Source organism: Amycolatopsis sp. NPDC104819, from assembly GCF_055583145.1.
This window is the reverse complement of record NZ_JBVJON010000014.1, coordinates 271505-283625: the sequence shown is the minus strand read 5'-3', so window position 1 is coordinate 283625 and position 12121 is coordinate 271505. Positions and strand designations below refer to the sequence as shown.

The following is a 12121-nucleotide window of genomic DNA, read 5'->3' as shown; positions in this document are numbered from 1 at the left end:
AACGTTGATCTTGGTCGACGATGTTCTAGCGGAAGCTCCGTTGCCTTGTGTCACGGGGTTGACATCACATCTGAAGCCTTAACTGCCCGGCCTTGCTGCAATGGGTCATTCGCGACACTCGCGGGCGGCGGGCGGGGAGGGCCGGGCGGGACCGGGCGGTGGCGGGCGGGACGGGGCGGTGCCGGAACCCGAACCGGGCTTTCCGCGAAGTACCCAGGGGCGGCCGGTGAGCTTTTCCGGCCGGCCTGCCAACCTCGCCACCTCCTCGCCCGTCTGGAGGGGTGATCGTTTCCCCGACGAAAGGGTTCTTCGTGCGTCGTCTCACTGGGGGAGGTCTGGTGCGCGGCTTGGTCGTCGCGCTCGGGGCCTCATTGGCCGTCGCGGCCGGACCGGCGGTGGCTTCGGCTTCCGTCGACAGCGTTCCCACTCCGAAACTGAGCTGGACCGGCTGCGAAGACGGCTTCGAATGTTCCACGGCGAAAGTGCCGCTGGACTACGACCGGCCGTCCGGCGCGAAGATCGACCTCGCGCTCATCAAGCTGCCCGCCACCGATCCCACCCGCAAGATCGGCACGCTGTTCGTCAACTTCGGCGGCCCGGGCGCGTCCGGCCTGCAGCGGCTGCGCGAGCGCGGGAAGTGGCCGTGGCTGTTCTCCGACCAGCTGCGCGCGCGGTTCGACGTCGTGTCGTGGGACCCGCGCGGGATCGGCACCAGCACCGCCGTGCGCTGCTTCGGCACGCTGGCCGAGCAGGAGTCGTTCTTCGGGGCGTTCCCGGAGATGCCCGGCGACCCGAGCGGCAACGCGGCCTTCTCCGCGAAGTCGAAGGAGCTCGCGGACCGCTGTACGGCGAACGCGGGCCCGATCCTCGAGCACGTCTCGACCGCGAACACCGCGCGGGACCTGGAACTGCTGCGTCGCGCGGTCGGCGACCAAAAGCTGACCTACCACGGCATTTCCTACGGGACGCAGCTCGGCGCCACCTACGCCAACCTGTTCCCGAACCGCATCCGCGCCATGGTGTTCGACGGCACGATGGACTTCATCGGCAACGCCACCGGTCACGACGGCAGCGGCAAGTCCGTTCCGCTCGACACCCGGCAGGACGTCGCCACCGGGATTGCGCAGACGTTCGACCAGTTCCTGCGCCTGTGCACGGAAGCCGGGCCGAAGTGCGCGTTCTCTTCGGGTGACCCGAAGACGAAGTGGGCGGCTTTGACCGCCCGGGCGAAGCAGGCCCCGATCGTCAGCGACGGCGAAACCTGGACGTACTCCGGGATCATCAACGCGGCGGGCGACCTGTCCGACTCGCGGGGCTGGCCGGACATCGCGGCCCTGCTGCAGCGGCTGTACGACGCACCCAAGACGGCCTCCGCGTTCAAGGCGGGCGAGCCTTACACGGCCAACCGCACCGAAGCCTTCAACGCGATCCAGTGCAGTGACAGCGATGTGCCGACCGATCCGGCGGTCTACAGCCGGTACGCGGAGTCGGAAGACCGGCGGGTCCCGTACTTCGGCCGGATCGCCGTGCTGGACATGATGAGCTGCGCGTTCTGGCAGGCGCACGACGCGGACCGGTACACGGGTCCGTGGAACCGCCCGACGTCGGCGGAGATCCTGGTGCTGAACAACCGTTACGACCCCTCGACGCCGCTGGCCGGCGCCCGGGACGGCGCGGCGGAGCTGGCCCGGGCGCGGGTGTTCGTCACCGAGGGGTACGGGCACTCGTCGATGTACGTGCCGAGCACCTGCACCGAGCAGGTGAAGCGGGACTACCTGATCTCGGGCGCCTTCCCGGCCGCCGGCAAGACCTGCGCGGTCGACGCCAGTCCGTTCGCCGCCACGAACGCGTCACGCGGGTGCTGCACCGAAGCCAGCGACAGGATGTCGCGCCCGAAGACGGCCGCCGTCAGCCACACCGCGAGGACCCGGACCTTGCGTTCCCAGCTGGGCACCGCCAGCACGTGGTAACCGCGGTGCAGCAGCCACGCCGGGAAGCCCGTGACCACCAGCCGCCGGTACTGGAAGACGCCGCGGCCGAGCCCTAGCGTCGCGATCGCGCCCAGGCTGTGGTGGACGTACGGCTTCGGCGCGCGGCCGCGCAGGGTCGCGATGATGTTGCGGGCCAGCAGTTTTCCCTGCCGGTACGCGTGCTGGGCGTTGGGCACCGTGCGCGCGCCCGGGACCGGCGAGGCGAGGTCGGGCACCGCGGCGTCGTCCCCGGCCGCCCAGGCGTCCGCCACGGGCTCGGCTTCGGTGCCGACACGCAGGTCCGGCCGCACGACGACCAGGCCGCGCTCGTCGACCGGGAGGTCGGTGTGCCGGCCGGCCACCGGGTTGGCGCCGTTGCCCGCGGTCCAGACGATCAGCTCCGAGTCGAACTCCTCCCCGGTCGAGAGCGTCACGTGCCCGTTCGCCGCCGACGTCACCAGTGTGTCCAGGTGGACGTGCGCGCCCCGCCGCTGCAGCTCCCGCACGACCCAGCGGCCCGGGCGGTCGGTGACCTCGGGCAGGATGCGGCCCGACGCCTCGACGAGGTGGAAGCGCAGCTCGTCGCGGTGCAGCTCCGGGTAGCGCTTGAGCAGCGCCGTCGCCAGCGACAGCAGCTCGCCGAAGCCCTCGACCCCCGAGAAGCCGCCGCCGACGAAGGTGACCGTGAGCAGCTTCCGGCGGTGCGCGCCGGCCGGGAGGGTCGCGGCGCGGTCGAACGCGGTGAGCAGCCGGTCCCGGATCGCGACGGCCTCTTCGACGTGCTTGAGGCCGATCGCCTGCTCGGCGATCCCGGGCACGGGCAGCGTCCGGGTGACCGCGCCGGCGGTGACGACGATCAGCTCGTACCCGAGTTCGAACGTCTCGCCGTCGGCGGGCCGCACGGTGACGACGCGGTGCGCGTGGTCGACGGCGGTCACCGCCCCCGCGACGATCCGCGTCCGGCGCAGGTGCCGCCGCAGCGACACCGCGGCGTGCCGGGCTTCGACCGCGCCGGCCACGACCTCGGGCAGGAACGGCTGGTAGGTGAGGTAGGGGCGGGGGTCGACGAGGGTGACCTCGGCCTCGCCGCGACGCAGCTTCTTCTCGAGCTTCCACGCGGCGTAGAAGCCCGCGTAACCACCACCGACGATCAGGATCCGGCGCATCTTGTCCTCTTTTCTCGCGTCACCCCCTGGACGAGCCGCCCGGGCCGGCCGTGACGAGTGCGCGAGGTTCCCTCCGTCACACCGGGGGAGGCGGCCCGGCCGGCGGTTAGGGGACGCCGACCGGGCCGTTCGTCAGCCGGGCGGCGAGGCCGTCTGCCGGTGACGTCGGCACCACGCGGACGGTCCGTGACCGGTTGAGCCCGGGGCGGAACGATCCCCCGAACGCAGCAACGCCCGGTGGGGTGAGCCCGGCTTGACAGCGGGACCTCCCGTCTCGCAGTATGCGAACAAGTGTTCGATGAGATGGTTCGCCGGTGTCTCCGGTACGAGTACGTGGTGCTGGAGGTGGGTGGTGATGGCGGTGCCCGAGGCGGTGGCCGGACTGACGGCGATCCCGGGGGTGAGCACGGCCGCGCAGCTGCGCGGACCGGCCCCGGCCGCCGAGGACGTGCTGGCGGTGTCCCCGGTGCTGGCCCGCCTCCTCCCGGGCGGCGGCCTGCGCCGCGGCACGACGGTGGCGGTCCGCGGCGCGACGTCCCTGGTGCTGGCCCTGCTGGCGTCGGCGACCCGCGACGGCTCCTGGGCGGCGGTGACCGGGCTGCCGGAGCTGGGCCTGGCCGCGGCGGCGGAGCTGGGGGTGGACCTGGACCGCGTCGCCCTGGTGCCCCACCCCGGCGCGGAGCTGGCCGCCGTGACCTCGGCGCTGGTGGACGGCTTCGACCTGGTGGTCCTCGGCCCGGCCCTGGTGGGCGGGGTCCAGCCGCAGCCGGCCCGCCGCCTGGCGGGCCGGGTTCGCAACCGGGGAACGGTGCTGCTGGCGGCGGGAGCGTGGCCGGGCGCGGACGTGGAGCTGAGGGTTTCCGGCCGCCGCTGGCAAGGCCTGACCTCGGACGGCCACGGGCACCTGCGGAGCCGGGAAGTGCTGGCAACCAGCCGAGGCCGGGGAGCGGCGGCCCGCCCGTCGTCGGCACGGCTGCAGCTGCCGGGTCTGGACGGTGGGATCGCGGGTGCTGCGGACCGGCGGCTGGCCGGGGTGGCGGGGTGAGCGTAGGGCCTTGGGCGCGTGAGGCGTGCGCGGCTGTAGGTGCCGGGTCCGGAGGGTGGTGTCGCGGGTCCTGCGGACCGGCGGCTGGCCGGGCGCGTGAGGTGACCAAGGCGTGCGCGGCTTTCGCTTCCGCCACCAGGGTTTTCCGGCTTGTGTCGCCGCGGCCGGCCCGCACCCTCGAAGCGCGACCTCGGCAAAGCCTCGCGACGACCCACCGGCGGGCCGAACCGGCATGACCGACGCACCACGGCTGCTGGTGCTGTGGTGTCCCGACTGGCCGGTCGTCGCCGCCGGTGCGGCCGCCGGTACGCCGCCGCTTGCCCCCGCCGCCGTCTTCTCCACCAACCGGGTTGTCGCCTGCTCCGCCAGTGCGCGCCGCGGTGGGGTCGGGCGGGGGATGCGCCGGCGGGACGCGCAGTCCCGGTGCCCCGAACTCGTTGTGCACCAACACGATCCGGACCGCGACGCCCGGCTGTTCGAGCCCGTCGCCGCCGCCGTCGAGGCTCAGACCGTCGGGGTCGAGGTGGTGCGGCCCGGGATCGTCGCCGTTCCCGTCGCCGGCGCCGCCCAGTACTTCGGGGGCGAAGCCGCCCTCGCCGAGCTGCTCGTCGACGAAGTCAGTGCGCGGGCCGGTGTCGAGTGCCAGATCGGGATCGCCGACGGGCTGTTCGCCGCGACCCTCGCCGCGCGGCGGTCGGCTCTCGTGCCCGAGGGTGGAACGAGAGACTTCCTCGCGCCGCTCGCCGTCACTGAGCTGGACCAGCCGGGGGACGACCGTGGTGAGCTCGTCGGGCTGCTCCGGCGGCTCGGCCTGCGCACCCTCGGCGCCTTCGCCGCGTTGACCGAACGCGACGTCGCGGGCCGCTTCCCGCGGGACGCCATCGTCGCCCACCGCCTCGCGCGCGGCCTGTCCGAACGGCCGCCCGTGCGGCGCGCCCTGCCGCCGGACCTCACGGTCACCGAAGACTTCGAGGACCCGCTGGCGCGCGTCGACGAAGCCGCGTTCGTCGCCAAGACCCTCGGTGAGCGCTTCTTCGCCGGACTCGCCCGCCACGGCCTCGCGTGCACCCGGCTCGCGATCACCGCCCTCACCGAAGCCGGCGAGGAACGCGTCCGCGTCTGGCGTTGCGCCGAACCCCTCACCGCCCGCACGACGGCGGATCGCGTGCGCTGGCAGTGTGAAGGCTGGCTCACCGAACGCGACCGGCCCAGCGCCGGCATCGTCCGGCTGCGCCTCGACCCCGAGGAAGTGGTCGGTGGGCAGGCGCTCCAGCTGCAGCTCGGCTCGATGGGCCGCGACGCCGACGCCGCCGAACGTGCCGGGCGGGCCCTGGTCCGGATCCAGGGCCTGCTGGGCCCGGACGCGGTCGTGACGCCGTTGCTCGACGGCGGCCGTGGCCCGGCCGAGCGCGTCCGGCTCGTCCCGTGGGGCGAACCGCGCCGCCCCGCCACCGAAGACCGGCCGTGGCCGGGACGGCTGCCCGCGCCGTCACCTTCGCTGGTGCCACCGAGGCCGCCCGCGGCGAAGGTGCTCGACGCCGTCGGTGACGTCGTCCGCTGCACCGGGCGCGGCGAGCTCACCTACCCGCCGGCGACCGTGAGTGTCGACGGCGGCCCGTCGAGACGGGTCCTCGGCGCGGCCGGCCCGTGGATCGTCCACCCGGCGGTCGTGCGGGTCCAGGTGGTGCTGGAGGGCGCCGAGGACGACATCGCCCTGCTGCTCAAGGGAACCGTCGGCGATGCTCCACAGTGGACTGTCGAGGGGGTCTACGACTGACCGGCGGTGAGCTGCTCGCGGAGGATGTCACCGTGGCCCGCGTGCCGCGCGAAGTCCTCGATGGCGAGCAGGTAGATGAACCGCAGGTTGACCTCGCCGAGGTGGGGATGGGTCCGGACGTCGTCGAGGCCGAACCCGGCCGCGAGCGACCGGGAACGCGCACTGGCCCGCTCGAACTCGGCGATCACCTCGGCCAGTGTTTCGTCGTCGCCGACCAGGAAACTGGGGTCACCGCCGGTCGTGCCGCCGTCGCACTCGCTCTTGGGCACCCCCGCGAGGATGTGGTGGAACCAGATCCGTTCGGCGACGGCCGCGTGCTTGAGCAGCGCGATCGGCGTGGTCAGGGACGCCACCAGACGACGGCGGGCATCCACTTCGGACAGACCGCGCACGGTGGCGACCAGCTCGGCGCGGTTGCGGTCGAGGGTGCGTTCGAGCAGGTGGCGTTCGCTTCCGGTGGTGGTCTGCGGGATGGACCAAGGCATGACAGGGCTCGATTCTCGGGAGGAGGGCAGGGTTGCGCGCGGAGTGCGCTGACCGGTGGTGGTTCGCAAGAGCGACGAGGTCCGGGAACTCACGGACCCGCGCAGGCGATGGCCGGACCTTACCGCAGGGCCGATCGCCGTGGCAATGAGTAACCGGTGAAGTCCGCTTTGAAAGGTTACGGCGACAGTAGAAGGCCGACGAGCTGCGGAGCCTCACCAAGAGCGGCACCTACGTCCTGCCGAACGCGTGGGACGCGGGAAGCGCCGTGCTGTCGGTGAACGCCGGCGCCCAGGTCGTCGCCACCACCAGCGCCGGGGTTTCGTGGGGCAAGGGCCTGCCCGACGGCCAGCACCTGACCCGCGAACTGGCGCTGAGCGTCGTCCGCGAGATCGCCGCGGCGGTCGACGTGCCGGTCAGCGCCGACATCGAAGGGGGGTACGGACCCGAGCCGGCCGACGTCGCCGAGACCGTCCGCGGGGTGGTCGACGCCGGCGCCGTCGGCGTCAACCTCGAAGACAGCGGCGCCCCCGGCGGCGGCCTGTTCGACGACGAAGCGCAGGCCGCGCGGATCACGGCGGCGCGGGACGCCGCGACGGCGGCCGGGCTCGCGAACCTCGCCATCAATGCGCGGACCGACGTCTACCTGGCCGGGATCGGCGCGCCGGAAGGCCGGTACGACGAGACACTGCGCCGGGCGAAGGCCTACGCGGACGCCGGCGCGGACACGATCTTCGTGCCGGGCCTCACCGATCTCGACGTCATCACCCGGCTCGCCGGGGAGTCCCCGATCCCGGTGAACATCATGGCCGGGCCGGGTGCGCCCCCGGTCGGCGAGCTGGCCGAGGCGGGCGTCCGGCGGGTCAGCCTGGGCGCCTCGGTCGCGTTCGCGGCCTACTCGCTCGTCGTCCGGGCGACCCGCGAGGCGCTCACCGCCGGGACCTACACCGAGGTGGCGAACATCGAGACCTGGGACGTGATCAACGGCGGCTTCACCGCCCGCTGACCGGTGATAACCTCCAAAACGGGCTGAAGAGAGTTACGGGGCAGGTGGACAGGCATGGACGGCACCGAGCTGGCCAACACCGGCGACCACCCCGCGCTGAACTTCCTCAACACGTGCTCCGCGCCGTGGGGCGAGCGGATCGAACTGCTCGCCTCCGGCCGGAACTTCCTCGACTGGCTCGTGAGCACCGGGCTGCTCGACGGCGCCGAGCGGGCGCGCCTGGCGAGGAAGTTCCCGTCCGGCGACCTCGACGAGGCGGCCGCGCAGGCCCGTGAGCTGCGCGAATGGCTCCGGGACGTCGTCTGCGCGTGGGCGGGCCCGGACGGCGGGGTCGCGCCCGCGGCGGAAAAGCGGATCAACCGCGTCCTCGCCACCGACGACCAGCACGTCCAGCTCGTCACCACCGGCGCCGGCGCGCCCGAACTGCGGGTACGACGCCGCTGGGAGCGAGCCGGTCAGCTGCTGGTGTTGCCGGCCGTGTCCGCCGCCGAGCTGTTCGCGCACGGCGACCGCGGGCTGGTGCGCGTCTGCGACGGACCGCAGTGCGCCCTGTGGTTCTACGACCGGACGAAGTCGCACCGACGGCGGTGGTGCTCGATGGCGGTCTGCGGCAACCGGGACAAGGCGAAGAACCACCGCGAACGCGCGCACTCGGGGCGCTGAGCCATGCCACCCGAGGACGGCCAGGTCCTGCCCGACGTCCTCGCCGAGGGACTGGACGTGGTGTTCGTCGGCATCAACCCCGGCCTCGCGTCCGCGGCGGCCGGCCACAGCTTCCACACGCCCGGCAACCGGTTCTGGCCCGCCCTGCACCGTTCCGGCTTCACGCCCCGGCGGCTGCGCGCCGAAGAAGAGCGGCTCCTGCTGGGCTGGGGCCTGGGCATCACCAGCATCGTGCGCCGCCCTACCACCCGCGCCGCGCAGCTGTCTCGCGAAGAGCTCGTCGCCGGCGGCCGCGACCTGGCCGAGCGGATCCGCCCGCTGCGGCCGCGGTGGCTGGCGATGCTCGGCGTCACCGGCTACCGCGCGGCGTTCGGGGCGCCCCGCGCCCGGCTCGGTCCGCAGGCCGAGCCGATCGGCGGCGCTCGTGTGTGGATCGTCCCCAACCCCAGTGGTCTCAACGCGCACTACCCACCCGAGGCGCTCGCCGCCGAGTTCGCCCGCCTGCGCGCGGCCACCGGCACCCCGGACCGCTCCGGCCTCGTGTGACGGTGCCGACTACCCGCGGCCCGCGGTTGACAGCGGCCCGCCCGCCGTCGCAAGCTCGACGGTGAAGATCGCACGTGTGTTCGAACCGTAGTCGCTGGCTTCCCCACAGCGAAATGTGTGGCAGGAGCCGGTTTTGGCGTTCGACAACCCGAGTGTGCCGTGGTCCGAAGTGGAGCGGATCGCCTCCGGGCGGGCACCCGTTCCCGGCGACGGCAACGACGCCCCGGCGTGGTCGCGCAAGCGGGAGGGCTACGCCGGCGCGCCGGCGGACCTGCTCGGGCGGCGCGCCCGGGACGACGGCGGTGACCGGATCCGGGCGCCCTACGCCGAGCTGCACGTCCACTCCAACTTCAGCTTCCTCGACGGCGCCTCCCACCCCGAGGCGCTCGTCGAGGAGGCCGCGCGGCTCGAGCTCGACGCGCTGGTCCTCACCGACCACGACGGCCTCTACGGCGCGGTCCGGTTCAACGACGCCGCCCGGGAGCTCGGTGTGCGGGTCGGGTTCGGGGCCGAGCTGTCGCTCGACCTGCCCGCGCCGCAGGCCGGCGAGCCCGATCCCGCCGGGTCGCACCTGCTCGTGCTCGCCCGGCAGCAGGCCGGGTACCACCGGCTCTGCCGGGTCATCTCCCACGCCCAGCTCGCCGGCGGGGAGAAGGGCCGGCCCGTCTACGACGTCGAAGAGCTCGTCGACGAGCTGGCCGGGCACGTGGTCGTGCTGACCGGCTGCCGCAAGGGCGCCGTCCGCCGCGCGCTGGCCGAACGCGGTCCCGCGGCCGCGCACGCCGAGCTGGCCCGGCTCGTCGACCGGTTCGGCCGCGCGCACGTCGCCGTCGAGCTGATCGACCACCGCCAGCCCCTGGACGACGCCGCCAACGACCACCTCGCCGAGCTGGCCCGCGCCCTGCGGCTGCCGACGATCGTGTCGAACAACGTCCACTACGCGCGCCCGGAAGACGCGGTGGTGGCCGACATGGTGGCCGCGGTCCGGGCCCGCCGGTCGGCCGAGGACCTCGAAGGCTGGCGGCCGCCGTCGGGGCAGGCGTTCCTGCGGTCCGGGATGGAACAGCGCCGCCGGTTCGAGCGCCGGTACCCGGGCGCGGTGGGCCGGGCGGCCGTCCTCGGGGTCGAGGTGGCCTTCGACCTGAAGCTCGTCGCCCCCGACCTGCCGCCGTTCCCCGTGCCGCCCGGGCACGACGAGATGTCGTTCCTGAGCGAGCTGACCCGGCGCGGCGCGGCGAAGCGCTACGGGCCGCGGGCGGAGAACCCCCGGGCCTACGCCCAGCTCGACCACGAGCTCGGGATCATCGAGGAGCTCGGCTTCCCCGGGTACTTCCTGGTGGTGTGGGACATCGTCCGGTTCTGCAAGGAGGCGGACATCCTGTGCCAGGGCCGGGGTTCCGCGGCGAACTCCGCGGTCTGCTACGCGCTGGAGATCTGCCACGCCGACCCGGTGAAGTGGAACCTGCTGTTCGAACGCTTCCTCGCGCCGGAGCGGGACGGGCCGCCGGACATCGACATCGACATCGAGTCCGACCGCCGGGAGGAGGCCATCCAGTACGTCTACGAAAAACACGGCCGCTTCCACGCCGCGCAGGTCGCGAACGTCATCACCTACCGGGCGCCGTCCGCGATCCGCGACGCCGCGAAAGCGCTCGGGCACAGCCCGGGTCAGCAGGACGCCTACGGCAAGCTCGTCGACCGCTGGGGTGGCGCCAAGCAGCAGACGGCCGGCGAGATCCCGGCCGACGTGCTCGAGCTGGCGGCGCGGATCGAGGACTTCCCGCGCCACCTCGGCATCCACTCCGGCGGCATGGTGATCTCGAAGCAGCCGGTGTCCGAAGTGGTCCCCGTCGAGTGGGCCACGATGAAGGACCGCAGTGTGCTGCAGTGGGACAAGGACGACTGCGCGGCCGTCGGGCTGGTCAAGTTCGACCTGCTCGGCCTCGGCATGCTTTCCGCGCTGCACTACATGACCGACCTCGTCGCCGAGCACCACGGGGTAGGCGTGGACATCGGCAAGCTCGACCTCGCCGACGGGGGTGTCTACGACATGCTGTGCGCCGCCGACGCCGTCGGGGTGTTCCAGGTGGAGTCACGCGCCCAGCTCGCGACGCTGCCCCGCCTGCGGCCGCGCGAGTTCTACGACCTCGTAGTCGAGGTCGCGCTGATCCGGCCCGGCCCGATCCAGGGCGGCTCGGTGCACCCCTACATCCGGCGCCGCCGGAAGGAAGAGCGGTGGCAGCACGCGCATCCGCTGCTGGCGTCCAGTTTGGACAGAACGCTCGGGGTGCCGCTGTTCCAGGAGCAGGTGATGCAGATGGCCGTCGACGTCGCGTCGTTCACCCCGGCCGAAGCCGACCAGCTGCGCCGCGCCATGGGCGCCAAGCGCTCCAGCGCGAAGATGAAGGCGCTGATGGCGCGGTTCTTCGCGGGCTGCGAGGCCAACGGGCTCGACCGCGAGCTGGCGACCCGGATCTTCGAGCAGATCCACGCCTTCTCCGGGTACGGCTTCCCGGAAGCGCACTCGATGTCGTTCGCGCTCCTGGTGTACGCGAGCGCGTGGTTCAAGCGCTACTACCCGGCCGCGTTCTGCGCCGGGCTGCTGCGCGCGCAGCCGATGGGCTTCTACAGCCCGCAGTCCCTGGTCGCGGACGCGCGTCGTCACGGCGTCCGCGTCCGGGAGCCGGACGTCAACACCAGCCTCGCGCACGCCACTCTCGAACCGGACGCCGCGAGCACGGGCGGTGTCGCGCTGCGCCTCGGGCTCGCCGGCGTCCGCCACCTGGGTGACGACGTCGCCGAGGAGATCGTCGCCGAACGCCTCGCGCACGGCCCGTACACCGGGGTCGGCGACCTGACCCGGCGCGTCCGGCTGAAGAAGAACGCCGTCGAGGCCCTCGCCACGGCGGGCGCGTTCGGCGGCGACCGGCGGCAGGACCTGTGGGCCGCCGGCGCGGCGGCGACCACCCGCCCGGGGCACCTGCCCGGCCTGGCGCCCGGTCTCGACGCGCCCGCGTTGCCGGGCATGACCCGGCTGGAGGTCACCGCCGCGGACCTGTGGGCCACCGGCGTCTCGCCGGACAGCCACCCCGTGGAGTACCTGCGCGAGCTGCTCACCGCGCGCGGCGCGATCACCACGGCCGAGCTGGCGGCGGTCGAAGACGGCACCCGGGTGTGGGTCGGCGGCGCGGTCACCCACCGGCAGCGTCCCGCGACCGCGGGCGGGATCACGTTCCTCAACCTCGAGGACGAGACCGGCATGGCGAACGTCCTGGTCTCACCGGGGTTGTGGCACCGGCAGCGGCTGGTCGCCCGGACCAGCTCGGCGTTGCTCGTCCGCGGGCAGGCGCAAGCCGCCGAAGGAGTTGTCACGCTCGTCGCGGACCGGCTCGAAAAGCTCGAACTGCGGGTGGAACCCGGACCGTCCCGGGACTTTCGTTGACTTCGCGCCGCCACGGTGGTTCC

At 73.3% G+C, this 12121-nt stretch carries 8 protein-coding genes and 1 pseudogene; 7 read left to right on the top strand and 2 right to left on the bottom strand.

Annotation, left to right across the window (positions count from 1 at the left end; translation table 11 throughout):
- Positions 1 to 338: 338 nt before the first annotated feature.
- The gene (locus ACZ63E_RS37060) at positions 339 to 1970 is read left to right on the top strand and encodes an alpha/beta fold hydrolase (RefSeq protein ID WP_465340932.1); all 1632 of its coding nucleotides are present in this window, start codon (positions 339 to 341) and stop codon (positions 1968 to 1970) included.
- Between the two features lie 176 nt (positions 1971 to 2146).
- Here the strand turns inward: ACZ63E_RS37060 and ACZ63E_RS37055 are convergent.
- Positions 2147 to 3136: pseudogene (locus tag ACZ63E_RS37055) on the bottom strand (NAD(P)/FAD-dependent oxidoreductase); the annotation flags it as partial.
- A gap of 355 nt (positions 3137 to 3491) precedes the next feature.
- Between ACZ63E_RS37055 and ACZ63E_RS37050 the strand changes: the two are divergent.
- Positions 3492 to 4181, top strand: a complete 690-nt coding sequence (locus ACZ63E_RS37050) for a hypothetical protein (RefSeq protein ID WP_465340931.1) — start codon at positions 3492 to 3494, stop codon at positions 4179 to 4181.
- Between the two features lie 232 nt (positions 4182 to 4413).
- The gene (locus tag ACZ63E_RS37045; RefSeq protein WP_465340930.1) at positions 4414 to 5958 is read left to right on the top strand and encodes a DNA polymerase Y family protein; all 1545 of its coding nucleotides are present in this window, start codon (positions 4414 to 4416) and stop codon (positions 5956 to 5958) included.
- Here ACZ63E_RS37045 and ACZ63E_RS37040 read toward each other — a convergent pair.
- Positions 5949 to 6443: a DinB family protein gene (locus tag ACZ63E_RS37040; RefSeq protein ID WP_465340928.1), complete on the bottom strand. Its 495-nt coding sequence runs from the start codon at positions 6441 to 6443 to the stop codon at positions 5949 to 5951. The two genes, ACZ63E_RS37045 and ACZ63E_RS37040, sit on opposite strands and share 10 nt — an antisense overlap.
- Positions 6444 to 6646: 203 nt before the next feature.
- On the opposite strand from ACZ63E_RS37040, the gene ACZ63E_RS37035 reads away from it, so the two are divergent.
- The 4 genes from ACZ63E_RS37035 (at position 6647) to ACZ63E_RS37020 (ending at position 12098) form a co-directional block, all read left to right on the top strand.
- On the top strand, positions 6647 to 7447 hold the full coding sequence (locus tag ACZ63E_RS37035; RefSeq protein ID WP_465340947.1) for an isocitrate lyase/PEP mutase family protein: 801 nt from the start codon (positions 6647 to 6649) through the stop codon (positions 7445 to 7447).
- Positions 7448 to 7501: 54 nt separating this feature from the next.
- Positions 7502 to 8110 carry a CGNR zinc finger domain-containing protein gene (locus ACZ63E_RS37030; protein ID WP_465340926.1) on the top strand — a complete coding sequence of 203 codons (609 nt, stop codon included), beginning with the start codon at positions 7502 to 7504 and terminating at the stop codon, positions 8108 to 8110.
- 3 nt (positions 8111 to 8113) lie between these two features.
- Positions 8114 to 8656, top strand: a complete 543-nt coding sequence (mug, locus tag ACZ63E_RS37025; RefSeq protein WP_465340924.1) for a G/U mismatch-specific DNA glycosylase — start codon at positions 8114 to 8116, stop codon at positions 8654 to 8656.
- Positions 8657 to 8789: 133 nt separating this feature from the next.
- On the top strand, positions 8790 to 12098 hold the full coding sequence (locus ACZ63E_RS37020) for an error-prone DNA polymerase (RefSeq protein ID WP_465340923.1): 3309 nt from the start codon (positions 8790 to 8792) through the stop codon (positions 12096 to 12098).
- Positions 12099 to 12121 lie beyond the last annotated feature (23 nt).